The organism is Kitasatospora sp. NPDC048365 (assembly GCF_043200835.1).
In the GTDB taxonomy this organism is placed as follows: Bacteria; Actinomycetota; Actinomycetes; order Streptomycetales; family Streptomycetaceae; genus Kitasatospora; species Kitasatospora terrestris.
Genome location: NZ_JBICYJ010000012.1, coordinates 19,221 through 44,402 on the forward strand (window position 1 = coordinate 19,221; position 25,182 = coordinate 44,402).

Annotated in this window: 27 protein-coding genes; 18 read left to right on the top strand and 9 right to left on the bottom strand. The window is 72.6% G+C overall.

Annotated features, from left to right (window positions below; translation table 11 throughout):
* The first annotated feature begins 1 nt into the window (after position 1).
* Positions 2–1,576: an SCO6880 family protein gene (locus tag ACGFX4_RS14550; protein WP_393073222.1), complete on the top strand. Its 1,575-nt coding sequence runs from the start codon at positions 2–4 to the stop codon at positions 1,574–1,576.
* A gap of 16 nt (positions 1,577–1,592) precedes the next feature.
* Complete coding sequence (locus tag ACGFX4_RS14555; RefSeq protein ID WP_393073224.1) at positions 1,593–2,939, top strand: ATP-binding protein; 1,347 nt, start codon at positions 1,593–1,595, stop codon at positions 2,937–2,939.
* 32 nt (positions 2,940–2,971) lie between these two features.
* Here ACGFX4_RS14555 and ACGFX4_RS14560 read toward each other — a convergent pair whose 3' ends face one another.
* On the bottom strand, positions 2,972–3,412 hold the full coding sequence (locus ACGFX4_RS14560; protein WP_393073226.1) for a hypothetical protein: 441 nt from the start codon (positions 3,410–3,412) through the stop codon (positions 2,972–2,974).
* Positions 3,413–3,575: 163 nt separating this feature from the next.
* On the opposite strand from ACGFX4_RS14560, the gene ACGFX4_RS14565 reads away from it, so the two are divergent.
* Positions 3,576–5,381, top strand: a complete 1,806-nt coding sequence (locus ACGFX4_RS14565) for a bifunctional metallophosphatase/5'-nucleotidase (protein ID WP_393073228.1) — start codon at positions 3,576–3,578, stop codon at positions 5,379–5,381.
* Positions 5,382–5,450: 69 nt separating this feature from the next.
* Here the strand turns inward: ACGFX4_RS14565 and ACGFX4_RS14570 are convergent, their stop codons facing one another.
* The 5 genes from ACGFX4_RS14570 to ACGFX4_RS14590 form a co-directional block, all read right to left on the bottom strand.
* Positions 5,451–6,875 carry a sensor histidine kinase gene (locus ACGFX4_RS14570; RefSeq protein WP_393073230.1) on the bottom strand — a complete coding sequence of 475 codons (1,425 nt, stop codon included), beginning with the start codon at positions 6,873–6,875 and terminating at the stop codon, positions 5,451–5,453.
* Positions 6,872–7,645 carry a response regulator transcription factor gene (locus ACGFX4_RS14575; protein WP_345698485.1) on the bottom strand — a complete coding sequence of 258 codons (774 nt, stop codon included), beginning with the start codon at positions 7,643–7,645 and terminating at the stop codon, positions 6,872–6,874. Before ACGFX4_RS14575 ends, ACGFX4_RS14570 begins: the two co-directional genes overlap by 4 nt.
* A gap of 60 nt (positions 7,646–7,705) precedes the next feature.
* Positions 7,706–8,782 carry a S1C family serine protease gene (locus ACGFX4_RS14580; RefSeq protein ID WP_393073232.1) on the bottom strand — a complete coding sequence of 359 codons (1,077 nt, stop codon included), beginning with the start codon at positions 8,780–8,782 and terminating at the stop codon, positions 7,706–7,708.
* A gap of 89 nt (positions 8,783–8,871) precedes the next feature.
* Positions 8,872–9,912, bottom strand: a complete 1,041-nt coding sequence (locus tag ACGFX4_RS14585; RefSeq protein ID WP_345698487.1) for a LacI family DNA-binding transcriptional regulator — start codon at positions 9,910–9,912, stop codon at positions 8,872–8,874.
* A 68-nt stretch (positions 9,913–9,980) separates the two neighbouring features.
* Positions 9,981–10,715 carry a response regulator transcription factor gene (locus tag ACGFX4_RS14590; RefSeq protein ID WP_393073234.1) on the bottom strand — a complete coding sequence of 245 codons (735 nt, stop codon included), beginning with the start codon at positions 10,713–10,715 and terminating at the stop codon, positions 9,981–9,983.
* Positions 10,716–11,320: 605 nt separating this feature from the next.
* On the opposite strand from ACGFX4_RS14590, the gene ACGFX4_RS14595 reads away from it, so the two are divergent.
* The 5 genes from ACGFX4_RS14595 (at position 11,321) to ACGFX4_RS14615 (ending at position 14,413) form a co-directional block, all read left to right on the top strand.
* Positions 11,321–11,626, top strand: coding sequence for a MoaD/ThiS family protein (locus ACGFX4_RS14595; protein ID WP_393073236.1), 306 nt, complete (start codon positions 11,321–11,323; stop codon positions 11,624–11,626).
* Positions 11,627–11,722: 96 nt separating this feature from the next.
* Positions 11,723–12,394, top strand: coding sequence for a DUF2993 domain-containing protein (locus ACGFX4_RS14600; protein WP_393073238.1), 672 nt, complete (start codon positions 11,723–11,725; stop codon positions 12,392–12,394).
* A 477-nt stretch (positions 12,395–12,871) separates the two neighbouring features.
* Positions 12,872–13,708 (top strand): sulfurtransferase, encoded by an 837-nt coding sequence (locus ACGFX4_RS14605; protein WP_393073240.1) that lies wholly within the window; start codon positions 12,872–12,874, stop codon positions 13,706–13,708.
* Between the two features lie 36 nt (positions 13,709–13,744).
* On the top strand, positions 13,745–14,035 hold the full coding sequence (locus tag ACGFX4_RS14610; RefSeq protein WP_345698492.1) for a DUF1416 domain-containing protein: 291 nt from the start codon (positions 13,745–13,747) through the stop codon (positions 14,033–14,035).
* 72 nt (positions 14,036–14,107) lie between these two features.
* A complete protein-coding gene (locus ACGFX4_RS14615) occupies positions 14,108–14,413 on the top strand; it encodes a DUF3099 domain-containing protein (protein WP_393073242.1) in 306 nt (101 codons plus the stop codon).
* Here ACGFX4_RS14615 and ACGFX4_RS14620 read toward each other — a convergent pair.
* On the bottom strand, positions 14,407–14,769 hold the full coding sequence (locus ACGFX4_RS14620; protein ID WP_393073244.1) for a DsrE family protein: 363 nt from the start codon (positions 14,767–14,769) through the stop codon (positions 14,407–14,409). The two genes, ACGFX4_RS14615 and ACGFX4_RS14620, sit on opposite strands and share 7 nt — an antisense overlap.
* A 214-nt stretch (positions 14,770–14,983) precedes the next feature.
* Here ACGFX4_RS14620 and ACGFX4_RS14625 point away from each other — a divergent pair, with 214 nt between their 5' ends.
* From ACGFX4_RS14625 to ACGFX4_RS14635, 3 genes are read left to right on the top strand one after another with little or no spacing between them, the layout of a single operon-like run.
* Positions 14,984–15,568 (top strand): FABP family protein, encoded by a 585-nt coding sequence (locus ACGFX4_RS14625; protein ID WP_393073246.1) that lies wholly within the window; start codon positions 14,984–14,986, stop codon positions 15,566–15,568.
* Positions 15,569–15,625: 57 nt separating this feature from the next.
* Positions 15,626–16,072 carry a transcriptional repressor gene (locus ACGFX4_RS14630; protein WP_345698496.1) on the top strand — a complete coding sequence of 149 codons (447 nt, stop codon included), beginning with the start codon at positions 15,626–15,628 and terminating at the stop codon, positions 16,070–16,072.
* Positions 16,073–16,082: 10 nt separating this feature from the next.
* Positions 16,083–17,039, top strand: a complete 957-nt coding sequence (locus ACGFX4_RS14635; RefSeq protein ID WP_393073248.1) for a YgfZ/GcvT domain-containing protein — start codon at positions 16,083–16,085, stop codon at positions 17,037–17,039.
* 9 nt (positions 17,040–17,048) lie between these two features.
* Here ACGFX4_RS14635 and dtd read toward each other — a convergent pair whose 3' ends face one another.
* Positions 17,049–17,480, bottom strand: a complete 432-nt coding sequence (dtd, locus tag ACGFX4_RS14640; protein WP_345698498.1) for a D-aminoacyl-tRNA deacylase — start codon at positions 17,478–17,480, stop codon at positions 17,049–17,051.
* A gap of 342 nt (positions 17,481–17,822) precedes the next feature.
* Here dtd and ACGFX4_RS14645 point away from each other — a divergent pair, with 342 nt between their 5' ends.
* The 3 genes from ACGFX4_RS14645 (at position 17,823) to ACGFX4_RS14655 (ending at position 19,664) form a co-directional block, all read left to right on the top strand.
* Positions 17,823–18,356, top strand: coding sequence for an ABC transporter substrate-binding protein (locus tag ACGFX4_RS14645; RefSeq protein WP_393073250.1), 534 nt, complete (start codon positions 17,823–17,825; stop codon positions 18,354–18,356).
* Between the two features lie 58 nt (positions 18,357–18,414).
* Positions 18,415–19,368, top strand: a complete 954-nt coding sequence (locus ACGFX4_RS14650; RefSeq protein ID WP_393073252.1) for an asparaginase — start codon at positions 18,415–18,417, stop codon at positions 19,366–19,368.
* A gap of 86 nt (positions 19,369–19,454) precedes the next feature.
* Positions 19,455–19,664: a dodecin gene (locus ACGFX4_RS14655; RefSeq protein ID WP_345698501.1), complete on the top strand. Its 210-nt coding sequence runs from the start codon at positions 19,455–19,457 to the stop codon at positions 19,662–19,664.
* An 83-nt stretch (positions 19,665–19,747) separates the two neighbouring features.
* On the opposite strand, the gene ACGFX4_RS14660 is transcribed toward ACGFX4_RS14655, so the two are convergent.
* The gene (locus ACGFX4_RS14660) at positions 19,748–20,239 is read right to left on the bottom strand and encodes an inorganic diphosphatase (RefSeq protein ID WP_345698502.1); all 492 of its coding nucleotides are present in this window, start codon (positions 20,237–20,239) and stop codon (positions 19,748–19,750) included.
* A gap of 137 nt (positions 20,240–20,376) precedes the next feature.
* Between ACGFX4_RS14660 and dacB the strand changes: the two genes are divergently transcribed.
* The 4 genes from dacB (at position 20,377) to hpt (ending at position 24,998) form a co-directional block, all read left to right on the top strand.
* On the top strand, positions 20,377–21,849 hold the full coding sequence (gene dacB, locus ACGFX4_RS14665) for a D-alanyl-D-alanine carboxypeptidase/D-alanyl-D-alanine-endopeptidase (protein ID WP_393073255.1): 1,473 nt from the start codon (positions 20,377–20,379) through the stop codon (positions 21,847–21,849).
* Between the two features lie 51 nt (positions 21,850–21,900).
* Positions 21,901–23,058 carry a zinc-dependent metalloprotease gene (locus tag ACGFX4_RS14670; RefSeq protein WP_393073257.1) on the top strand — a complete coding sequence of 386 codons (1,158 nt, stop codon included), beginning with the start codon at positions 21,901–21,903 and terminating at the stop codon, positions 23,056–23,058.
* Positions 23,059–23,259: 201 nt separating this feature from the next.
* Positions 23,260–24,381 carry a tRNA lysidine(34) synthetase TilS gene (gene tilS, locus ACGFX4_RS14675; protein WP_393073259.1) on the top strand — a complete coding sequence of 374 codons (1,122 nt, stop codon included), beginning with the start codon at positions 23,260–23,262 and terminating at the stop codon, positions 24,379–24,381.
* A gap of 77 nt (positions 24,382–24,458) precedes the next feature.
* On the top strand, positions 24,459–24,998 hold the full coding sequence (hpt, locus tag ACGFX4_RS14680; protein WP_345701930.1) for a hypoxanthine phosphoribosyltransferase: 540 nt from the start codon (positions 24,459–24,461) through the stop codon (positions 24,996–24,998).
* Positions 24,999–25,182 lie beyond the last annotated feature (184 nt).

Consider the following 25,182-nt stretch of genomic DNA (forward strand, 5'->3'; position numbering starts at 1 on the left):
GGTGAGCAGCGAACCGCTCGGCCAGTACGGCACCCAGTACGCCCAGCCGTACGTGCACCAGCGCCGGACGTACCTGATCGGCAAGTCGCGCCCCAACGCGCCGATCGGCCGCAACCGGGAGACCGGCGAGATCGTGCTGATCATCTTCGGCGCGTTCCTCGGCATGATGTGGGGCCTGCTGATGCCCGTCCTGCCGCTGCGGATCGCGGGCCTGGTGGGCCTGCCGCTGCTCGCGATCATGGCGGTGTACGTGCCCTACCGGCGCCGGACGTTCTACAAGTGGGTGGAGATCAACCGCACCTACCGGCGGACGGTGCGCAGCGGTCGGGCGCTGTGGAAGCCGGACGTGCACGAGCTCGGCACCCGGCTGGACGGCCGCGAGGTGGAGATCGGCCCGCCGCCGGGGGTGGGGCGGCTGCGCTGGCTGAGCGCGCCGTTCGGCCCGGACGAGGTCGCGGTGCTGATGCACCTGGAGCGGCGCACGGTGACGGCGGCGATCGAGATCGAGGGCCCGGGTGTGGGTCTGCGCGACTCGGAGGACCAGGAGGCGCTGGTCGACCGGTTCGGCACGTTGCTGAAGCACGTGGCGAACGGCGACGGCTTCGTGACCCGGCTGCAGATGCTGGCCCGGACGCTGCCGGCCGACCCGGACGCGCACGCCAAGGACGTGGAGCGGCGCGGCGACCACACCTCCCCGCGCTGGCTGAAGGACAGTTACGACCAGTTGCAGTCGATGGTGTCGACCTCCTCGGAGCAGCACCGGGCGTACCTGGTGGCCTGCATGCACTACACCCGCGACCTGGCGGCCGAGGCGCACGCGATGGGCCGCACCGCGGACGGCCGGCGGGCCCGGGACGACGACGGCCTGGCCACCGTGATGGCCCGTGAGCTGACCGACATCTGCGCCCGCCTCGCGGAGGCGGACATCCGGGTGCGGCAGCCGCTGGGGCAGGCGCGCCTCGCCTCGCTGATCCACTCGATGTACGACCCGGACCACCCGATCGACCACATCCAGGCGATGAGCAAGCGCAACGCCTGGCCGGCCGAGCTGGACGCGACCCACCCGCAGTACCTGACCGCGAAGACCCGGGAGGCGGCCACCCGCGACCCGTGGTGCCACGCCACCGCCTGGGTCAAGGAGTGGCCGCTCACCCCGGTGGGCGTGAACTTCCTGGCCCCGCTGCTGGTGCACACCCCGGACGTGATCCGCACCGTCGCGGTGACCATGGACCTGGAGCCGACCGACGTCGCGATCGAGCGGATGCTCACCGAGAAGACCAACGACGAGGCCGAGGCCAACCGCGCGGCGAAGATGAACCGCACCATCGACCCGCGGGACCTGGCGCACACCGGCCGGGTCGACCAGCGCGGCGACGACCTCGCCTCCGGCGCGGCCGGCGTCAACCTGGTGGGCTACCTGACGGTCTCCTCCCGCAGCCCCGAGGCGCTGGCCCGTGACAAGCGGACCATCCGCGCCTCGGCGGGCAAGAGCTACCTGAAGCTGGAGTGGTGCGACCGCGAGCACCACCGGGCCTTCGCCAACACCCTGCCGTTCGCCACCGGCATCCGCCGCTGACCCCTGGAGGCCGCAGATGCTCAGCAGACTCACCGACGCCTTCACCAGCATGATGTTCGGCAAGGTGGAGACCACCCGGCTGCCGGTGCGCACCTCCACCGGCCAGGCGCAGGCGGTCTACCTGCCGACCGCGGCGCCCGGCCTCGGCGACTCCGGGGTGATCATCGGGCGCGAGGTGTACAGCGGGAAGGGCTACGTCTACGACCCGTTCCAGCTGTACGGCCAGCAGCTCCCCGCCCCGCACTGGCTGGTGCTGGGCGAGTCCGGCAACGGCAAGTCGGCGCTGGAGAAGACGTACGTGCTGCGCCAGCTGCGCTTCCGGGACCGCCAGGTGGTGGTGCTGGACGCGCAGGGCGAGGACGGCGTCGGCGAGTGGAACCTGATCGCCGACGCGCTGGGCATAAAGTCGATCCGGCTGGACCCGATGGCGGCCCGGGACGGCGGGGTGAAGCTCAACCCGCTGGACCCGGCGATCACCACGACCGGCCAGCTGTCGCTGCTGCGCACCATCATCGAGGTGGCGATGGCCCGTCCGCTGGAGGAGCGGGCCGGGTTCGCGCTGAAGGCCGCGCACGCGTACGTGCACGCCACGGTGAAGGACCGTCAGCCGGTGCTGAACGACATCATCGACACCCTGCGCAACCCCGACCTGTCGGCGGTGGAGTCGCTCGGCGTGGAGGTGGGCGAGGTGCAGTCCTGGGGCCTGGACGTGGCCCTGGTGCTGGACCGGCTGGTCGACGGCGACCTGCGCGGCATGTTCGACGGCCCGACCAGCGCGGGCATCGACCTGGACGCGCCGCTGATCGTCTTCGACCTCTCGCACATCGACCGCAACTCGATCGCGATGCCGATCCTGATGGCGATCGTCGGCGTCTGGCTGGAGCACACCTGGCTGCGGCCCGACCGGGTGAAGCGGATCTTCCTGGTCGAAGAGGCCTGGCACATCATCAACAGCCCGTTCGTGGCCCAGCTGTTCCAGCGGCTGCTGAAGTTCGGCCGCCGGCTCGGCCTGTCCTTCGTGGCGGTGGTGCACCACCTGTCCGACGTGGTGGACGGCGCGGCCGCCAAGGAGGCCTCGGCGATCCTCAAGATGGCCTCCACCCGGACCATCTACATGCAGAAGGCCGAGGAGGCGAGAGCCACCGGCCGGGTGCTGGGCCTGCCGCGCTGGGCGGTGGAGATCATCCCGACCCTGTCGCCCGGCATCGCGGTCTGGGACGTCAACGGCAACGTGCAGGTGGTCAAGCACATCATCACCGAGTCGGAGCGCCCGCTGGTGTACACCGACCGCGCGATGACCGAGGACGCGGTCGCCGAGCGGGAGCGTGCCGAGCAGCTGCTGGCCGCCGAGCCCCGGCGCTAGTCCGGCGCTCCCGGCTGACGTCGGGTCAGGGCTCAGCCCGCGACGGTCAGTTCGGCGAGCAGTTCGGGCCTGGTGGCGAGCGGCAGGACCGCCAGGCCCAGCACGCTGCCCAGCGCCAGGTAGCCGTAGGCCGGCGGCCACGGGGCGAGCGCCCAGGCCACCAGGACCAGCGCGGCGGCGTTGACCGTGCCGTACACGGCGGCGGCGATCAGCAGCGAGCGGCCCGAGCGGTGCCGTCCGCCCAGCCGGATCGCGGCCGCCAGCCAGAGCGCCGCGGGGACCAGCAGGGTTGCGCCGGCGCCGAGTTCGGCGATCGCCTGGACGGTCCGCACCAGCCCGTCCTCGCCGGGCGCGTCCGCCGACCCGCCGAACGGACGGACCGACAGCAGGACGTGGCCGACGGCGACCAGCAGTCCGGCCAGCCAGTACGCGGCCACCGCGAAGGCGGCCGTCCGGGTGTTGCGCAGCGTCATGGTGGGCCACAGTACCGGTACTCAAGCCACAGGACGGCGACTGGAAACCCTCTCGTTACGTCGGAGACCCTGACAGCTACGCGCGTTGACTCTAGGCTGCACTGGTCACACCACGCCCGGCCCCCACGCTGATGTGGGGCCCCGACGGTGCAGGGGAACCCGCATGCCCATTTCCGCCTCGATCGGCCGCCGCCGAACGGCGCTGGCCTTCGTCGCCGCCGCCACCCTCTTCGGCACGATGGCCCTCCCGGCCGTCGCCGAGGCCCACGGCCACGGCTGGAACAAGCCGAAGACCGAGGACCTCCAGCTGCTCGCCATCAACGACCTGCACGGCAACCTGGAGCCCCCGGCCGGTTCCTCCGGCACCGTCAAGGAGATCGACGCCACCGGCGCGACCGTCTCCACCCCGGCCGGCGGCGTCGAGTACCTGGCCACCGCGCTGCGCCAGGCCCGCCAGGGCCACCCCAACACCGTCACCGTCGCCGCCGGCGACCTGGTCGGCGCCAGCCCGCTGGTCTCCGCGCTCTTCCACGACGAGCCGACCGTCGAGGCGATGAACAAGCTCGGCCTGGACGTCACCAGCGTCGGCAACCACGAGTTCGACGAGGGCAAGGCCGAGCTGCTGCGCCTGCAGAACGGCGGCTGCCACCCGACCGACGGCTGCTACGTGAAGGGCCGCAAGTTCAAGGGCGCGGACTTCGAGTACCTGGCGGCCAACGTCACCAACGAGAAGACCGGCAGGCCGATCCTCGACCCGTACTGGATCAAGAACGTCCACGGCGTCAAGGTCGGCTTCATCGGCGCGACCCTGGAGGGCACGCCGAACATCGTCACCGCCGAGGGCGTCAAGGGCCTGAAGTTCGGCGACGAGGTCGAGACGATCAACAAGTACGCCGCCGAGCTCAAGCGCAAGGGCGTCAACTCGATCGTCGCGCTGATCCACGAGGGCGGCCTCCCGGCCAGCCAGGTCTACAACTACGACTGCGGCGCCGCCGGTGCGGGCATCTCCGGCCCCATCGTCGACATCGCCAAGCAGCTCGACCCGGCCATCGGCGCGATCGTCACCGGCCACACCCACAACGCGTACTCCTGCGCCATCCCGGACCCGAACGGCGTCCCGCGCTCGGTGACCAGCGCCGCGTCCTTCGGCCGCCTGTTCACCGAGATCAACCTCAAGCTGGACAAGCGCACCGGCGCGATCGTCCGTCCGTCGGTGACCGCCGCCAACCACATCGTGCGCCGCACGGTGGACAAGGCCCCGGACATGACCGACCTGATCGCGTACTACTCCAAGCTGGCCGCCCCGATCGCCGGCCGCGCGGTGGGCTTCATCGGCGGGGACATCAACGGCCGCGGCTCCAGCGACCTGGAGAAGCCGCTCGGTGACGTGATCGCCGACGCCCAGCTGGCCGGCCTCGCGCCCGCCGAGAAGGGCGGCGCCCAGGTCGCCTTCATGAACCCCGGCGGCATCCGCTCCGACCTGGTCTTCAAGGCCTCCGGCAGCGAGGGCGACGGCGTGGTGACCTACGGCGAGGCGTTCACCGTCCAGCCGTTCACCAACATGATGCAGGTCAAGACGCTGACCGGCGCCCAGCTGATCCAGCTGCTGCAGCAGCAGGTCAGCGGCCTCAACGAGGCCGCGCCGAAGATCCTGCAGAGCTCCAAGGGCCTGACCTACACCCTGGACATGAACAAGACCGGCGCCGCCCGCGTCCTGGTCGACTCGGTCAAGCTGAACGGCGCGGCGATCAACCCGACCGCCGCCTACCGGGTCGCGGCCAACGAGTTCCTGGCCGGCGGCGGCGACGGCTTCCCGGCCTTCGCGGCCGGCACCGACAAGCTGGTGGGCGCGTCCGACCTGGACCTGTTCACCGCCTACCTGACCGCCAACTCCACCGCGGCGGCCCCGCTGGCCGTCCCGGCCCAGGACCGCATCAAGATCATCGGTGTCGGCCAGGACGTCGACTGACACCTGCTCTGAACGGCGGAGGGGCGGGGCACCGGTCGGGTGCCCCGCCCCTCCGCCGTTCCGCCGCCGCTACGGCCGGTCCGACCGACCCGGCAGCCGCATCGTCGCCTGCGTCCCCGCACCGCCGTCCGGCGCCGGGCCGAGCGCCACCTCGCCGTCGGTCTCCCGCACCGTCTGCGCCACGATCGACAGCCCGAGCCCCGACCCCGGCAGCTGCCGGGAGGACGGCGAACGCCAGAACCGGTCGAAGACGTACGGCAGTTCGTCCGCCGGAATGCCCGGACCGTGGTCGCGGACCACCAGCCGGCCCTGCCGCAGCTCCACCGCCACCGGCCCGCCCGGCGGCGAGTACTTCACCGCGTTGTCCAGCAGGTTCACCACCGCCCGCTCCAGCGCCGCCGCGTCCCCGCGCACGTACCAGGGCTCCACCGCCACCTCGAACCGCAGGCCCGGTCCGCGCAGCCTGCCCCGCTCCACGGCCCGGTCGACGATCTCGTGGAACGCCACCACCGCCGGCGCCCCGCCCGGCCGCGGCGAATCCGGCCGCGACAGCTGCAACAGGTCGCCGATCAGCACGGTCAGCTCCTGCATCTGCGCCTTCATGTTCCCCAGCAGCTTCTGCCGCGTCGCCGGCGGCAGCGCCCGCCCGGTCTCGTCCGAGCGGATCAGCAGGTCCACGTTGGTCCGCAGCGAGGTCAGCGGCGTCCGCAGCTCGTGCCCGGCGTCGGCGATCAGCCGGGTCTGCCGCTCGCGCGAGTTCAGCAGCGCCGTCGACATCGAGTTGAACGAGGTCGACAGCCGCGCGATCTCGTCCTTCCCGTGGACGGGAATGGTCGTCCCGACCTCCTCCGTCCGCGCGATGTGCTCCACCGCGTCCGTCAGGTCGTCCACCGGCTTCAGCGCCGACCGCGCCACCAACCGCCCGGTCACCCCGGCCCCGATCACCCCGAGCCCCGCCACGCCGGCCATCAGCAGCGCGAGGTTCTGCAGCGAGTCCTGCACGCCCTCGATCGGCGAGGCGGTGAGCAGGACGGCCGCGGTGCCGTCGGCGCTGGCGTGCTGGACCCGCACCATGGCGGACCGGCCGTCCAGGTAGGTGCCCTCCCGGTAGACCGTGCCGGTCGACGAGAAGTCCGCAGGCTCGGTCTTCAGCGCCGCGCTGGACCCGGCGGGGAAGCACACCGTGCCGTCCTTGGTGACCAGCTGGGTGTCCCACCGGTACGGGTGGGCGCGGCTGTTGGTCGGCACCTTGGCCAGCGCGTCCTCGGCCGACGTCCCGCAGTAGAGCGGGAAGTCGCCCCGGCCCGCGGTGGGCGGCGGCGCGTCGGCCAGGCCGGACCTCACCTGCTCGTAGAGGTTGTCGCGGACCAGGAACCAGCAGGCCGCCGCCGCGACCGCGATCGCGACGGCCACCGCTGCCGCGGTGAGGACGGCCAGCCTGGTTCGCAGGGTGCGCCCGCGGAACCACCCCGTCAGCCGGCCGAGCCGCTTCACGCCGCGGCGCCGGTCGCGGCGCGCAGGGCGTAGCCCACGCCGCGCACGGTCTGGATCAGCCGCGGCATGCCGCCCTGCTCGGTCTTGCGGCGCAGGTACATCACGTACACGTCGAGCGAGTTGGAGGAGGGCTCGAAGTCGAAGCCCCAGACGGCCTTGAGGATCTGTTCCCGGGTCAGCACCTGGCGGGGGTGGGAGAGGAACATCTCCAGCAGCATGAACTCGGTGCGGGTCAGTTCGATCGGCTTGCCGTCGCGGGTGACCTCGCGGGTCGCGGTGTTCATCCGCAGGTCGGCGAAGGCGAGCACCTCGTCCTCGTCGTCGCCGCCGGCGATCCGCGCGGCGGCCTCGGCGGCGAGCGCGTTGCGCCGGAGCAGGGCCCGGACCCGGGCGAGCAGTTCGTCGAGTTCGAAGGGCTTGGCGAGGTAGTCGTCGGCGCCGACGTCGAGGCCGGTGACGCGGTCGCCGACGGCGTCGCGCGCGGTGAGCATCAGGACCGGGACGGAGTCGCCGCGGGAGCGCATCCGGCGGACGGCGGTGAGGCCGTCCATCCGGGGCATCATGATGTCGAGCAGCACCAGGTCGGGGTGTTCGCGTTCGACCGCCTCCAGGGCCTCGTAGCCGTCGGTGGCGGTGACCACCTGGTAGCCCTCGAAGGCGAGGCTGCTCTCCAGGGCGTCCCGCAGGGCGGGTTCGTCGTCGACCACGAGGACGCGGGCTCCGGCGCCCTGGGCCTCGGCGGGGGTGCGGTCGTCGGCGGGGGGATTCATCGGCTCGGGCCCTCTCGGTGTCCGTGATGGTGTGGCCATTGTCCGTCGGACAGTGGCTGACTACAGGTTCTGACCGGCCTGCATCTTCGGCAGGACCTGCTTGATGCTGTCGATCGGGATGGCGAAGCCGAGGCCGACGCTGCCCGCGGTGGAGGAGCCGGCGGTGGAGCTGGAGCCGGAGGCCGAGTACATCGCCGAGTTGATGCCGATGACCTGTCCGGCGGCGTTGATCAGCGGGCCGCCGGAGTTGCCGGGGTTGAGCGCGGCGTCGGTCTGCAGCGCCTGGTAGGTGGCGGTGTCGCCGGAGGTGGAGCCGCCGGAGGAGGTGGAGCCGCGCATCCCGGGCAGGTTCGGGAAGCCGAAGCCGCCGTTGCCGCTGGTGGTGGACTCGTCGACCTGGACGGTGACCTTGCGGTCCTTGGCGCTGATGATGCCGGAGGTGACGGTGCCGGTGAGGCCCTCCGGGTTGCCGATGGCGACCACCGAGTCGCCGACCTGGACGGTGTCGGAGTCACCGAGGGTGGCGGCGGTCAGCCCGCTGACGCCGGAGGCGGTGACGACGGCGGCGTCCAGGGACTTGTCGGTGCCGGTGACGGTGGCGGTCGTGGTCTTCCCGTCCTTGAAGGTGACGGTGATCTGCCCGCCGTCGTCGACCGCGCCGGAGATCACGTGGAAGTTGGTGAGGATCTGCCCGTCGGAGGTGATGACCACGCCGGTGCCGGTCGCGGTTCCGCCGGAGGTCTTCACGGTCAGCTGGACGACGGCGGGGGAGACGGCGGCGGCTATCGCGGAGACGTCCGCGCTGCCGTCCGACTTGGCGGAGACCGGGCTGACCACGGTGGTGCCGGACGCCGAGGAGTGCTGGTCGGCCTGGGCGAGCACTCCGCCGGTGACGCCGCCGAGCATCGCGGCGGCCGCGGCCACGGCGGTGACCAGGGCGAGGCGGCCCTTGAGGAAGCCCCGTCTGGCATGGCTGCCCCGCTCGGGCGGGTCGGGCTCCTGGGTGCTGTGCAGCACGGTGCCCTCGACGATGTGGGCGGTCGGCGCGTCGGCGGGCTGCTCCGGGTACGGGTGTCCGGGGTGCGGCTGCTGCGGCTCGTACGGGTACGGCTGCTGGGGGTACTGGTCGTCGCTCATGGCAACCAACGTCCGCCCGGTTCGTGAGAACTCGATGAGAGCGTGGTCAGAGCTGCCCGAGAAGCCCGTCAGCTTCTCATAAAGCCTGGTCAGGCGGAGGGTTCTCCGCAGCCGCAGGAACGCCGCACGACCAGCCGCGACTCGAACTTCCGGACCCGCTCGGTGTCGCTGCCGGGCACCATCAGCGAGTCGTCCAGCACCAGGTCGACGGCGGCCCGGGCCATCGCGTCCCGGTCCGAGGCGACGGTGGTCAGCGGCGGGTCGGCGAGCGCCGCCTCCGGGACGTCGTCGAAGCCGGCCACCGCCAGGTCCTGCGGCACCCGCAGGCCGACCTCGCGGGCGGCCCGCAGCACGCCGATCGCCTGGTCGTCGGTGGAGCAGAAGATCGCCGGCGGGCGGTTCTCGGAGCGCAGCAGCTCGACGGCCACCTCGTACGCGCCGTAGCGGTGGAAGGGGGCGTCGACCAGGTGCGGCTCGGTGGGCAGGCCGTGCGCGGACATCGCGCGCTCCCAGCCCTCGACGTGGTCGATGACCGGGTCGCCGGGCGCGGGGGACTCCACCGGGCCGCCGAAGCAGACCACGTACGGGTGGCCGTGGACCTCCAGCAGGTGGCGGACGGCGGCCTCGGCGCCGCCGACGTCGTCGGTGACCACCGCGACGTCGTCGATCGCCTCGGGGCGGCGGTGCAGCAGCACCACCTTGGCGCCCTCCATCGCGGCGAACTCCTCGGCGGCCCGCTGCGAGGGGCCCTGGCTGACCAGGATCAGCCCGGACACCCGCATGCCGAGGAAGGCGCGGACGTAGTGCACCTCGCGGTCGTCCACGTAGTCGGAGTTGCCGATCAGCACCAGCTTGCCGCGCTCGGAGGCGGCCCGTTCCACGGCGTGCGCCATCTCCGCGAAGAACGGCTGGCGGGCGTCGGGCACCACCATGCCGATCAGGTTGGTGCGGCGGGAGGCCATGGCCTGGGCGACGCTGTTCGGCCGGTAGCCGAGCTGCTCGATCGCGGCCAGGACCTTCTCCCTGGTCGCGGGCGCGACCGGGCGCGGCCCGTTGTTGATGACGTAGCTGACGACCGCGGTCGAGGTCCCAGCCAGTCGGGCTACATCGTCGCGCGTCACCTTGGCCACGCAGGGAGTCTACGCGGGTGGTTCACCCGTACGTCGGCTCCCTGCTCACACCTTGGCAACAATCCTGGTCAGGCCTCGCGGGCGGCCGCCGCCCGCGGCTGCTCGGCACCCGCCCGCTCGCCCTTCTCCGCCTTCTCCGGCACCACGAAGCGGTAGCCGACGTTGCGCACGGTGCCGATCAGCTGCTCGTGCTCGACGCCGAGCTTGGCGCGCAGCCGCCGGACGTGCACGTCCACCGTGCGGGTGCCGCCGAAGTAGTCGTAGCCCCAGACCTCCTGGAGCAGCTGGGCCCGGGTGAAGACCCGGCCCGGGTGCTGCGCCAGGTACTTGAGCAGCTCGAACTCCTTGAAGGTCAGGTCGAGCACCCGGCCCTTCAGCTTGGCGGAGTAGGTGGCCTCGTCGACCGACAGGTCGCCGTTGCGGATCTCCATCGGGCTGTCGTCCACGGCGACCTGGAGCCGGCCCATGGCGAGGCGCAGCCGGGCCTCGACCTCGGCCGGGCCGGCGGTGTCCAGCAGGACGTCGTCGATGCCCCACTCGGCGGTGACGGCGGCCAGGCCGCCCTCGGTGACCACCAGGATCAGCGGGCAGCCGATGCCGGTGGAGCGCAGCAGCTGGCACAGGCTGCGGATCTGCGGCAGGTCCCGGCGGCCGTCGACCAGGATGACGTCGGCGCTCGGGGTGTCCACCAGGGCGGACCCCTCGGCCGGGGCGACCCGCACGTTGTGCAGCAGCAGGCCGAGCGCGGGCAGGACCTCGGCGGACGGCTGGAGGGCGTTGGTGAGCAGGAGGAGAGAACTCATACCCGGTTAGTCCCCTTTCCGGGTTGTCGCGGTCGCGGGGCACCGGGGGGACCGGTCCTTCCGCGGGGCTGGGTGGGGGAGCGCCCGCAGGGCCGGCCGATACGCCGCTGGGCAGGACGGCCGCCCCGGCGCGTGCGAGGTCCCGCAACCCCTGCGCCGTGCCGCTGACCTGCTGCCCATCCGCGAACCTCCCGGTCTGTCCCGCCGGCGGCGCGCACCTCGTTGTGGCGCCCCGGTGGGGTCGTCCGTACGTGCGAGCGGTGCGGGTGGGGCACCGGGTTCGCAAGCACGTCCGTACTGGCGTCCTGAAAGCACAAAAGGACCCGGGGGCGACTCTGCCCGGATCCCTTACGCCACGAGAATAGCCGACCACACCCCGCTCCGGGAGGGGCGCGCAGCGGGCGCGCGGCCGATTGCGGCACGTTCCGGCCGTGACTATCGACACTTGGCGCGATGCCGGGGACGTGGGGTATTGCCGCCCGGGGGGCCGGTCGGTCCATCATGGAGGCCGCACCGGCCGCACGGTACGTGTACACCTTGGCGTGGGCGGCCCGGCACCGAGCCGGCCGCCGCACCGGGCGAGGACCATCTGGAAGGGCTCTGCCATGACCGCCACCGCCGACGTCCGCGCCACGCCCACCTCACCCGTGCGGGTGAGCGGGACCCTCCGCTACTGGGCGGCCGCCAAGTCCGCCGCCGGGACCGCGGAGGAGCGCTACGAGGCCGCGACCCTGGCCGAGGCGCTGGCCGAGGCCCGGAGCCGGCACGCGGACCGGCCGCAGCTGCTCAAGGTGCTCGGGATCTGCTCCTTCCTGGTGGACGGCGATCCGGTCGGCGGGCGGGACCACGCCGCGGTCGAGCTGTCCGAGGGGTGGACGGTCGAGGCGCTGCCGCCCTTCGCCGGCGGCTGAGCGGCCCGCAGGCGGGTGCGGGACGGAACAGGGGAACCACGGCTCGGGGTGTGATCGTCGTACTTCCGAGGCGTACCGAGGCTGGGGGAAGTGGCGATGCGTGGACCGGTGAAGGCACTGATCGGCCTGGCCGTGCTGGCCGGCCTGCTGGTCGGGGCCGACCGGCTGGCGGTCGGGGTGGCCGAGGACGAGGCCGCCGACCTGCTGGTGAACAGCGGCCGGGTCGGTTCCCCGCCGGAGGTCACCATCGAGGGCTTCCCGTTCCTCACCCAGGCACTGTCCGGGGAGTTCGACGAGGTGCGGCTGGCCGCCGACGGGATGACGGTGAGCAACGGCCGGGACCGGGTCGCGCTGCACTCCTTCCAGGCTCGGATGTCCGGGGTGAAGGTCGGCGACTCGGACCGGCGGGACGTCACCGTCCGCAGCGGCAGCGGCAGCGGGCTGATCACCTACGCGGACCTGTCCAAGCTGACGGTCGGCGCGGTCCCGCTCGGTCTGGAGTACGCCGGGCCGGGCCGGGTGAAGTCGGTGGTGCCGGGCGGGGCGATCGAGGGCCGGCTGCGCAACGAGGGCAACACGGTGATCGTGGACGACCTCCAACTCACCGGCGCCGCAGCCGCGTTGAAGGGGATGGCGGGTGACCGGCTGAGTGCCCGGCGGTTCACCATGACCAACCTGCCGGCCGGGCTCAACCTGGCCTCGGCGGTTCCGCAGAGCGACGGCCTGCGGCTGGAGTTCACCGGCAGCAACCTCAGCCTGATCGGCTGAGCGGGCGGCTCCTGCCGTCCCGATCCGCGAGACGGCCCGTCCAGACGAGGCCCGCGGAGCGGCTCCCCGGGTGCCCGCGGAGGTCGCCCGACCACCCCCTGCCGCCTCCCGCCTGGGCGGCACTGGGGCAAATCTCAGCATTCGACCGTTCTGGTCTCAGCATTCGACACGATGATGACAGCAGCCCTTGGGTGTCCCTAGCATCGTCCACATGAAGCGACAGGCAGACCTCACGAAGCGGCGGGCGGTAGACCACTGCCGCGTGTCGAGCTGCCTCTGTCGAATGCGCTGACCGGGCAGTTCTGACCGGTATCTCCCGGCCTGTCCGATTTCCCCGGCGCTTCCGCCTTCCAGACTGACCTCATGCGTCACCCGTGATCCGCCCTGTCTCGACATTCGGACAGATGCTCGGATGGTGGCGCGCACCCCGAAGCAGCAGCACCTTCCGCCACACCGCCCCCGGATGGAGACATCACCATGAGCCGCAGCGACGTCCTGGTCGACGCCGACTGGGTCCAGGCCCGCCTGGACGACCCGAAGGTTGTCATCGTCGAGGTCGACGAGGACACCTCCGCCTACGAGAAGAACCACATCCGCAACGCCGTCCGGATCGACTGGAAGACCGACCTCCAGGACCCGGTCCGCCGCGACTTCATCGACCAGGCCGGCTTCGAGGCGCTGCTCAGCGCCAAGGGCATCGCCAACGACGACACCGTGGTGCTGTACGGCGGCAACAACAACTGGTTCGCCTCGTACGCCTACTGGTACTTCAAGCTCTACGGCCACGGTGACGTCCGCCTGCTGGACGGCGGCCGCAAGAAGTGGGAGCTCGACTCCCGCGAGCTGGTCGTCGAGGTGCCGGCCCGCGCCGCCACCCAGTACACCGCTCAGGCCGCCGACTCCTCGATCCGCGCCTTCCGCGACGACGTGGTCAACGCGATCGGCAACCTGAACCTGGTCGACGTCCGCTCGCCCGACGAGTTCTCCGGCAAGCTGCTCGCCCCGGCCCACCTCCCGCAGGAGCAGTCGCAGCGTCCGGGCCACGTCCCGACCGCGAAGAACATCCCGTGGGCGAAGAACGCCAACGACGACGGCACCTTCAAGAGCGACGAGGAGCTCGCGGCGCTCTACCAGGCCGAGGGCGTCGACCTGGCGAAGGACACCATCGCCTACTGCCGGATCGGCGAGCGCTCCGCGCTCACCTGGTTCGTCCTGCACGAGCTGCTGGGCCAGGAGAACGTCAAGAACTACGACGGCTCCTGGACCGAGTACGGCAGCCTCGTCGGCGTGCCGATCGAGCTCGGCTCCAACTGAGCCACCGGCTCGAAGCACAAGAAGGGAAGACAAGACATGTGCGGTGCGAAGGCCGGCGGCCCGGACCTGGCAGGAGTTGACGTGGCGAGCGAGACGATCATTCAGGGTTCGGTGACCCGCAACGACGAGCCGGTCAACGGCTACGTGCGGCTGCTCGACGAGAACGGCGAGTTCACGGCCGAGGTGCCCACCTCGGCGACCGGCCAGTTCCGGTTCTTCGCCCGTCCGGGCAAGTGGACCCTGCGCGCGCTGGTCCCCGGTGCCACCGTGGACCGCCAGGTGGTCGCCGCCCAGGGCGAGTTCACCGAGGTCGCGATCGCGGTCTGACGACCGCCGACGCTGCTGCGTACGACTGGGGCCCCCTGCCACGGCGGGGGGCCTCGGCCATACCCTGGAGCTGTGCAGGCGCACCGGCGGCATGTCCGCTACTTCGTGATGATGGGCGTGTGCGTGGGTCTCTTCGCCCTGGCGGGGGGCCTGGTGCGCCTCTGGTCGGTCGGCGCGGCCATCGCGCTGTGCCTGGTCGCCATGGTCATCCCGCCGGTGGCCGCGATCCTGGCCAACAAGCGGGACCCGGACGACGACTGGTGGAACGACCCGCGCTGGGACGACCCGGACTGGGACCGCCCCGAACACGACCGCGACCGCCCCGACGGCGACCCGTCCGGCCCGGACGGCGACCGCCGGAACCCCTGGGGTCAGTAGACCAGCGCCTGCACCCCGTCGGCCATGACCTCGTTCAGGAACACCTGGGCGCCGGCGATCCGGACCCCCTCGACGGTGTCCTTCTCCTCGATGCCGCGGCGCACCGCGCACTGGGTGCACAGCGTGACCGTGCCCGCCGCCAGCACCGCCTCCAGCAGGTCCGGCAGCGGCGCCGAGTGCGGCAGGCTGAACTCCGCGGCCTTCCCCGGCAGCGCGAACCAGGCGGACTCGCCGGTCAGCCAGAGCGAGACCTCCACGCCGCTCGCCACGGCGACCCCCGCCACCGTGAACGCCTGCGAGCAGCGCTCCGGCGCGTCCGCGCCCGCGGTGACCTTGATGACCAGCTTCTTCGACATGCCCCAGAGCGTACGCGCCAAGGGGGGCCCCGATAGACTCGGCGGGTCGTACCCTCGCCGACCCCTGTGCCCCTGGGAGCATTCCGTGTCCAGTCTGGAAATCTTCTTCGACAGCCTGCTGGTCCTGATCGCGATCGCGACCATCTGGTTCGCCATCTTCTCGGTCATGAAGCTGTACCAGGGCCAGCGCTGATCCTGTCGTACGGTTGATGCTGTGATCGAGATTCCTTCCGACCTCCACAAGGACGTCGTCCCGCTGGCCTTCCTGCTCGGCACCTGGGAAGGCGCCGGCGTCTTCGACTTCCCCGGCGCGGAGAAGTGCAACTTCGGCCAGGAGGTCGTCTTCCGGCACGACGGCCGGGCCTTCCTCGAGTACCGCTCGCGCACCTGGGTGCTGGACGAGCAGGGCGAGAAGGTCCGCCCGCTGGAGAACGAGCACGCCTTCTGGCGCGTGACCAGCAACCAGCACGGCGCCGGCGGTGAGCGCGAGATCGAGGTCTCCTCGGTCCGCGACGACGGCACCGTGGAGATCTGGTACGGCAAGCTGCACGACGGCAAGCCGCAGATCGACCTCGCCACCGACGCGGTCGCCCGGATCGAGGGCGCGGACCCGTACAGCGGTGGCAAGCGCCTCTTCGGCCTGGTCAAGGACGAGCTGCTGTGGGTCGGCGAGAAGGCCGCCCCCGAGGTGTCGCTGCGGCCCTACATGTCGGCCCAGCTGCGCAAGGTGCTCAGCCCCGCCCAGCTGATCAAGGACATCAACGACCTGCCGGACGACGGCATCGCCTTCTTCCGCTGATCGAGAACGTGCGCGAGGTAGGGGCCGGCCCGGTGGCCGGTCCCTACACTTGTCTGCGTGGCTGATACCGAGACCTTCGACTGGAAGGCCGACCTGCGCGAGCGCGGCTACCGCCTCACCCCGCAGCGGCAACTCGTCCTGGAAGCGGTCGACGTCCTGGACCACGCGACCCCGGACGAGATCCTCGGGCACGTCCGGAAGACCGCCAGCGGCGTCAACATCTCCACCGTGTACCGCACCCTCGAACTCCTCGAGGAGCTCGGGCTGGTCTCGCACGCCCACCTCGGCCACGGTGCCCCGACCTACCACCTGGCCGGCCGGCACACCCACCTCCACCTGGTCTGCCGCGACTGCGACAAGGTCACCGAGACCGACACCGCGATCGCCGCGCCGCTGATCGACAGCCTGCGCGCCCAGCACGGCTTCGACACCGACCTCAAGCACTTCGCGATCTTCGGGCGCTGCGCCGACTGCACCGCCAAGAAGGAGAACGCGCAGTCGTAAGCTGGCCGGTATGAAGAGCCCGCTGCTTGCCCTGCCCGGTGCCGTCCCCGCGGAGGGCCCCGACGAGGGCGTCGCCGCCCACTACGGCAACATCTTCCGCGAGCAGCGCGAGCTCGCCGCCGGCCACGGCTACGTCGACCTCTCGCACCGAGGCGTCATCACCGTCACCGGGCCGGACCGGCTCTCCTGGCTGCACCTGCTGCTCACCCAGCACGTCAGCGACCTCCGCCCGCAGCAGGCCACCGAGGCGCTGGTCCTCTCGCCGAACGGGCACGTCGAGCACGCGCTCTACCTCGTCGACGACGGCGCGACGGTCTGGATCCACGTCGAGCCGGGCACCCAGCAGGCGCTCATCGGCTACCTGGAGTCGATGAAGTTCTGGAACCGGGTCGAGGTCGCCGACGCCACCGACCGGTACGCCGTGGTCTTCCTCCCGGCCGGTTCCACCGCCGACGCCTCCGGCGCCGCGGCCGTCCGCGAGCTCCCCTGGGGCCGCGACCTGTTCCTGCCCCGCGAGGCGCTCCCCGACGCGGTGGCCGGCTTCGGCCCGGCGGCCGGCGTCTGGGCGTACGAGGCGCTGCGGATCGAGGGGCACCGGCCGCGGCTGGGCTTCGAGACCGACCACCGCACCATCCCGCACGAGGTGGACTGGCTGGCCACCGCCGTCCACCTGCAGAAGGGCTGCTACCGCGGCCAGGAGACCGTCGCCCGGGTGCACAACCTCGGCCGGCCGCCGCGCCGCCTGGTCTTCCTGCACCTCGACGGGACCGAGGAGAAGCTGCCGGCCCGCGGCGCCGACGTCCGCGTGGACGGCCAGGACCGCCCGGTCGGCTTCGTCACCTCCGCCGCCCGGCACCACGAGCTCGGCCCGATCGCCCTCGCCCTGGTGAAGCGCAACACCCCGCTCGACGCGACCCTGCTCGCCGACGGCATCCCCGCCACCCAGGACGTCATCGTCCCGGCCTGAGCGGGCGGGTCAGAGCTCCAGGAGGACGGTGAAGGGGCCGTCGTTGGTCAGCGAGACCTTCATGTCGGCGCCGAAGCGGCCGGTCTCGACCTTGGCGCCGAGCGCCCGGAGCTCGGCCACCACGGCGTCGACCAGCGGCTCCGCGACGGGGCCGGGGGCGGCGGCGTTCCAGGTGGGCCGGCGGCCCTTGCGGGCGTCGCCGTAGAGCGTGAACTGGCTGATCACCAGCAGCGGGGCGGCCAGCTCCGAGCAGGACCGCTCCGGGCTGCCGGGGAAGATCCGCAGCGACCACAGCTTGCGGGCCAGCTGTGCGGCCTTCTCCGCCGTGTCGTCGTGCGTGACGCCGACCAGGACGCACAGCCCGGGGCCCTCGATCGCGCCGACCGTCTCGCCGTCCACCACCACGGCCGCCTCGGCGACCCGTTGCACCACTGCTCGCATGCCGCCATTGTGCCAAGCGCGCCCGGGCCGCCCGGCCCGGCCGGTTGGGGCGCACGCACCGCACTTGCGCGCCGGTCTCCGTGCGCGTGCGCTCCTATTCGTGCAGGTGAGCCGGTGGCGCGGATCGGTAGTACTAGCCAGGCCGGTTCGCCACGGGGCCGTTCGGGTGCTCGGGCGTGCACCTGACGACCCGGGGTGGCACGCTGTCGGACGGCACGAGGCCCCGCCACCCGGGCCCGCTCTGTCACCCGACCGGGTGGCGTCGCGCGCGACGGGGGAACGTTCCGGACCGGCCGGACGTGCCTCAGGGTGGGCACAGCGACGACGGCAGGTGGTTGGTTGATGGACGCGAGCGGTACGGCCCACCGGGAGGGTTCCGAGCTCGCCGGGCTCGGTCTGGGGCAGCTGCGCACGCTCCGCCGGGACGCGCAGGAGCAGGAGGCCGACCTCTCGTACCTGCGCCGCCTGCTGCACGGCCGGCTGGACATCCTGCGCGCCGAGCTGGACCGCCGCCGGGTGGAGCCGGCCGGCCCCGCGATCGGCGAGCCGGCCCTGCTGGAGCGGCTGCCGGCGATCCTCGCCGACGCCCCGTCCTCGGTCCGCCGCCCGGCCCGGCACGTGACGCTCGGTCCGCCGCGCGGCGAGCAGTACCGGCGCGAGGCGGACGTCCTGATGGGTGACGTCCGGCTGGTCGACCTGGCCGCGCACCCGACGGCCGCGCTGCTCGCCGCCGTCGAGCGGCTGACCGCGCACGAGCGCGAGGTCTCCGCCCGGCGGCAGTCGCTGCAGCGGACGGCGGACGACTGCAGCGCCGAGATCACCCGCAGGTACCGTGAAGGGGAAGCACGGGTCGACGACCTGCTCAGCGGGGGCTGAGGAGCGGGAACGGCGGGCCGGGCCCACCCTCACCCGCACGACCCCGGAGTCCACCCTCATGTCGCAGTCCGCCGTCCTGCCCGCGCTCGCCGACGTCATACGGTCCGGCTTCACCGAGGGCAGCCACCGCGGCTCCCTGGTCCTGCTGGCGCCCGACGGCTCGGTCGAGTTCGCCCTCGGCGCCCCGGACGCGCCGGTCTTCCCGCGCTCCACCGCCAAGCCGTTCCAGGCCGTCGCCACCCTGCGGGCGGGCCTCCCGCTGCGCGGCGCGCAGCTCGCGCTGGCCGCCTCCAGCCACTCCGCAGAATCGTTTCACCAGGACGAGGTCCGCCGGATCCTGGCCGACGCCGGGCTGACCGAGGCCGCCCTGCGCACCCCCGCCGACCTGCCGCTCGACACCGTCGAGGCCGAGCGGCTGCTGCGCGGCGGCGGCGGGCGCGCGCCGATCCTGATGGACTGCTCGGGCAAGCACGCCGGCTGGCTCGCCGCCAGCGCCGCGAACGGCTGGGACCTGGAGGGCTACCTCGCCGTCGACCACCCGATCCAGCTGCTCGCCCGCGAGGCGCTGGAGGAGTTCACCGGCGAGGACGCGGCGCACGTCGGCACCGACGGCTGCGGCGCCCCGCTGCTCGCGGTCAGCCTGACCGGCCTCGCCCGGGGCTTCCGGGCGCTGGTGGTGGCGGAGGAGGGAAGCGTCGGCCGGCAGGTCGCGGACGCGATGCGCACCCACCCCGAGTACGTGGCCGGCACCCGGCGGGCCGACACCTGGCTGATGCGGGCCGTGCCGGGCGCGCTCTCCAAGATGGGCGCCGAGGCCGTGCAGGTCGTCGCCCTCACCGACGGCCGGGCGCTCGCCTTCAAGATCGACGACGGCGCCGAGCGCGCCCGCGGCCCGGTCCTCGCCGCGGCCCTCCGCCGGGCCGGCGTCACCGACCCGGTCCTGGACCGGATCGGCACCGAGCCCCTGCACGGCGGCGGCCAGGTGGTCGGGGAGGTCCGCGCGGCCTTCTGAGCACCGGCTGTGGTTGCTGGCACGGGCAGGCTGTTGCACGGTTGGACGGGGGGCCGCTCCGTACGACGACTGCTCAGGAGACCGCCATGTCCGACCATGTCTACCGTGTCACCGAGATCGTCGGCTCCTCGAAGGACGGAGTCGACGCGGCCATCAAGAACGGGATCACCCGGGCCTCCCAGACCCTGCGCAACCTGGACTGGTTCGAGGTGGTGCAGGTGCGCGGGCACATCGTGGACGGGCAGATCGAGCACTACCAGGTCGGCCTGAAGGTCGGCTTCCGCCTGGACGACTGACCGCCGGAGCCGGGTACGCGAAAGGGGCGCGGGAGGAATCCCGCGCCCCTTCCGGGTGCGTGAGCAGCCCCTGACGGGAGCGGTCAGTGACCGCCCTGCTCCTCGAAGCGCTTGATCGAGGCGACGATCTCGGCCTCGGCCTCGGCGCGGCCGACCCAGTCGGCGCCCTCGACGGACTTGCCGGGCTCCAGGTCCTTGTAGACCTCGAAGAAGTGCTGGATCTCCAGACGGTCGAACTCCGACACGTGGTGGATGTCCTTCAGGTGCTCCCAGCGCGGGTCCGTCGCCGGGACGCAGAGCAGCTTGTCGTCGCCGCCGGCCTCGTCGGTCATCTTGAACATGCCGATGGCGCGGCACTTGATGAGGCAGCCCGGGAAGGTCGGCTCGTCCAGGATGACCAGGGCGTCCAGCGGGTCGCCGTCGTCCGCGAGGGTGCCCTCGACGTAGCCGTAGTCGGCCGGGTAACGGGTCGAGGTGAAGAGCATGCGGTCCAGGCGCAGCCGGCCGCTCTCATGATCGACCTCGTACTTGTTGCGCGAGCCCTTCGGGATCTCGATCAGGACGTCGAACTCCAACGGTTCCTCCAACGGTAGGGACTGACAGAATCCAAGTGTCTCGTACGGCAGGGAGTGCTCTGGAAAGGGGCCGGTCGGTGAACGGTGGAACGGGGGCGGGTCGCGGTCGGAGAGCCGCGGTCGCGGGGGCGGTGGGAATGGCGCTGGCCGCGGGCGGGCTGACCGTCGGGGTGGATCCGGCGTTCGCGCAGCCCACGCCGGGGGCGAGCCAGTCCAGTGGGCACCCGAGGAGCGGGACGGACCAGCACCGGCCCGGGGCCTCGTCCAACTCGCCCGGGACCAAGGGGAGTCACGACGGCCAGCCGGGCACCGGCAAGCGCCGCGGCGGGCACCGCTCGGTACCGGTGCACGGCCCGGTGCTGGCCGCGACCGACCAGGCGGGGCACGCCCCGAGCAACCACGGGCTGCAGCAGACGATGGGCACCACGCTGCAGGACAAGTCGCTCGGGACGCTGAACTTCGCGGTGGCGGACGCGGCGACCGGCGAGTTCCTGTTCGGCTCGGGCGAGTCCGTCCCGGCCGTCCCGGCGTCCACCACCAAGCTGGCCACCTCGGTCGCGGCGCTCTCCCTGCTGCCCGCCGACTTCCGGATCGCCACCAAGGTGGTGCAGGGCGCCAAGCCCGGCGAGATCACCCTGGTCGGCGGCGGCGACCCGACGCTGACCGCGCTGCCGGCGGACCAGATCCGGATCGGCGGCGCGCCGGTGGACGCCGCGAGCGCCCCCGCGTCGATGGCCGACCTGGCCGAGCGCACCGCGGCCGCGCTGAAGGCGGCGGGCGTCACCTCGGTGAAGCTGGGCTACGACACCTCGCTGTACTCCGGGCCGCTGCTGCACAAGGAGCACGACGCGACCAACATCGCCGCGGTCACCCCGCTGATGGTGGACGAGGGCCGGATCGACCCGAAGTCGCCCGACGAGGCGCCGGCCCGGGTGTTCGACCCGGCCGGGCAGGCGGCGGACTCCTTCGCGCGCTTCCTGACCGCCCAGGGCATCACCGTCCAGGGCAAGCCCGCGCAGGCGACCGCCGCGGCGGACGCGGCGGTGCTGGGCCAGGTGGAGTCGCCGACGATCGAGCGGCTGGTCGAGCGGCTGCTGACGATGTCGGACAACACCCTGGCGGAGGCGGTGGCCCGGCAGGCGGCGATCGCCGCCAAGCAGCCGGCCAGCTTCGACGGCGGGGTGAAGGCGGTGACCGACGCGCTGACCAAGCTCGGCGTGCCGATGACCGGGGTGGTGCTGAACGACGGCAGCGGGCTGAACAAGGCCAACCTGATCCCCCCGATCACCCTGGTGAAGCTGCTCGCGCAGGCGTCCTCGCCGGACCACCCGGAGCTGCGCCCGGTGATCACCGGACTGCCGATCGCCGCGTTCACCGGCACCCTGGTGAACCGTTACGGCGCCAAGTCGGGGGCCGCCGAGGGCGCCGGCATCGTCCGCGCCAAGACCGGCACCCTGGCCGGCGTCATCACGCTGGCCGGCACCGTGGTCGACAGCGACGGCCGGGTGCTGGCGTTCGCCATGATGACCCGCACCACGGCCGGTCCGGACGCCGCCCGCGCGGCGGTGGACCGGATCGTGGCACGGATCATCGCCTGCGGCTGCCAGTGACCGGTGGCGGGTTCCCTCCCCGTCAGGGGCGGGAACCCGTACGGTGAGGGCATGACGAGCGCGAGCGGCGGTGCGGACATGGTCGACTGGAATCTCGCGGTCGCGACCGCGACCCGGTTGGTCCGGCCCGGCCCGGAGGTCAGCCGGGAGGAGGCCAGGACGGTCGTCGCCGAGCTGCGCCGCCACGCGCTGGAGGCCGAGGAGCACGTCCGGGCGTTCACCGGGATGGGCTCCTCCAGCCTGATGGAGGCGCCGGCCACCCCCGTCCTGGTGGTGGACCGGCCCGGCTGGGTGCGGGCCAACGTGGCGGGCTTCCGCACCGTCGTCCAGCCGCTGGTCGACAAGCTGCGGGCGCGCCGGACGGAGAGCCCCGGATCCGCCGCCTTCGCCTCGCTGGGGGAGAAGGCCACCGGGGTCGAGGTCGGCGCGGTGCTGGCCTTCCTGTCCGGCAAGGTGCTGGGGCAGTACGAGACCTTCGCCCCGGCCGAGCTGCCGAGCGCGCCGGACACCCCGGAGTCGCTGTTCGCCCAGCCGCGCCGGGGCCTGGACCAGCAGCCCGGCCGGCTGCTGCTGGTCGCGCCGAACATCGTCCAGGTCGAGCGGGAGCTGGACGTGGCGCCGCACGACTTCCGGCTCTGGGTGTGCCTGCACGAGGAGACCCACCGCACCCAGTTCACCGCGGTGCCGTGGCTGCGCGACCACATCCAGTCCGAGGTGCAGGACTTCCTGGTGCAGACCGACGTCGACCCCACCGCCCTGATGGACCGGGTGCGGGACGCGTTCGGCGGCATCCCCGGCCTCGGCGGCCGCGGCAACGGCTCCGCCGGCACCCTGATGGAGGTGGTGCAGAGCCCCGCCCAGCGGGAGATCCTCGGCCGCCTCACCGCGGTGATGTCGCTGCTGGAGGGCCACGCCGACGTGGTGATGGACGGGGTCGGCCCGGCCGTGGTGCCGAGCGTCGCGGAGATCCGGGAGAAGTTCCAGAAGCGCCGGGACCGCGGCGCCGGCCGGCTCGACCTGGCGCTGCGCCGGCTGCTCGGCATGGACGCCAAGCTGCGCCAGTACCAGGACGGCGCGGTGTTCGTCCGGGGCGTGGTGGAGCGGGTCGGGATGGCCGGTTTCAACCGGGTCTGGACCTCGCCGAACACCCTGCCCACCAAGGAGGAGATCCACGACCCGGCGGCCTGGGTCGCCCGGGTGATCGGCTGAACCACGGGGGCGCACAGCCGTCCGGTCGTCCACGCGGCGGATGGATGAACGTTTCCCCATTCACCCGTACGTGGGACCGTGGTCGTACCGGTGGCGCGGGTGGCAGAGCCGGTGGCCGGATTCTGCGACCATCTGTGAGCGCCTGGTGACCGAGAGCCGCCGGCGGCCCCGCTACCCCCCTCCGTCAAGGAGCGCATCCCCATGGGCCCACACCCCGCCGTCGCGGCGATACGCCTCGCCGTCCGCCGTACCCTCGCCGAGCTCGCCGCCGAGGCCGGAGTCGTCTCCGTCGCGCCCGCCCGCGCCGCGCAGCCCCGCCCCTCCCAGCCCGCGCTGGCCGGCGCCGGCACCACCCTGATCGGCAACGCCCACCGCCACCCCTCCGGGCTGCCCCGCACCCCCGCCGCACCGGGTTCCCCGCTGGTGCTGGTCGCGGTCAGCGGCGGCGCCGACTCGATGGCGCTGGCCACCGCGACCGCCTTCGAGGCGCCCAAGCTGGGCCTGCGGGTCGGCGCCGTCACCGTCGACCACGGCCTGCAGGCCGGCTCCGCCGAGCGGGCCGCGCAGGTCGCCGAGCGGCTGCGCGAGCTGGGCCTGGACCCGGTCGAGGCCGTCCCGGTCGAGGTCGGCCGGCACGGCGGCCCGGAGAACGCCGCCCGGGACGCCCGCTACGGCGCGCTGGACGCCGCCGCCGAGCGCCATGGAGCGATCGCCGTCCTGCTCGGCCACACCCGCGACGACCAGGCCGAGACGGTCCTGCTGGGCCTGGCCCGCGGCTCCGGCTCCCGCTCGCTGGCCGGGATGCCCGCGCAGAAGGGCCGCTACCGCCGCCCGCTGCTGGAGCTGGACCGCTCCGCCACCCGCGAGGCCTGCTCCGCGCAGTCCATCCCGGTCTGGGACGACCCGCACAACTCCGACCCCGCGTACACCCGCTCCCGGGTCCGCCACGAGGTGCTGCCGGTGCTGGAGAAGCACCTCGGCGGCGGCGTGGTGGAGGCGCTCGCCCGGACCGCCCGGCTGTTCCGCGACGACGCCGACGCGCTCGACCAGTGGGCCGCCCTCGCCGAGCGCGACCTCCGGACGGCCGAAGGCGCGCTGGACGTCGGCCGGCTCGCCGAGCTGCCCCCCGCGGTCCGCCGCCGGGTGCTGCGCCGGGCGGCGCTGCGCGCCGGCTGCCCGGCCGGCGAGCTGTTCGCCCGTCACCTGGAGACCGTGGACCTGCTGGTCACCGGCTGGCGCGGCCAGGGCCCGCTGCACCTACCCGGGGGGGTCGAAGCCGTCCGCAGGTGTGGCACGCTGGTCTTTCGGCGACAGGGCGACTGAGCACAGCGGGTCGCAGGGCCGCCGCCGACACAGGACCCCGAACGTTTGAGGACGTATCCCCGGTGGATCAGAACGACATGGGCGCAGACCTCGCGAAGGTGCTCATCAGCAAGGACGAGATCGACGCCAAGCTGGCGGAGCTGGCCGCGCGGATCGACGCCGACTACGCCGGGCGGGACCTGCTGCTCGTCGGTGTGCTCAAGGGCGCCGTGATGGTCATGGCCGACCTGGCCCGTGCGCTGCACACCCAGGTGACCATGGACTGGATGGCGGTCTCCAGCTACGGCATGGGCACCAAGTCCTCGGGCGTGGTGCGCATCCTCAAGGACCTGGACACCGACATCGCCGGCAAGGACGTGCTGATCGTCGAGGACATCATCGACTCCGGTCTGACCCTGTCCTGGCTGCTCGGCAACCTCGGCTCGCGCGGCCCGGCCTCGCTCAAGGTGTGCACCCTGCTGCGCAAGCCGGACGCCGCCAAGGTGGAGATCGACGTCGAGTACGTGGGCTTCGACATCCCCAACGAGTTCGTGGTCGGCTACGGCCTCGACTACGCGGAGAAGCTGCGGAACCTGCCGTTCATCGGCACCCTGGCGCCGCACGTCTACGGCGGCTGAGCCGAACGCCGCACCCTTCGGGTGACGGGCGGGAACAGCGCACTGTTCCCGCCCGTTGAGCCGAGGTAGGAAAATACGCCGTGCCGTTGTGCTCACGCCGCCGAGGGGTGGTACTGCGGTACGGTCCCATTAACCGCTCTTGTGACGAGCGGAACCCGATGCGCCGAGGCCCACAGCCATACAG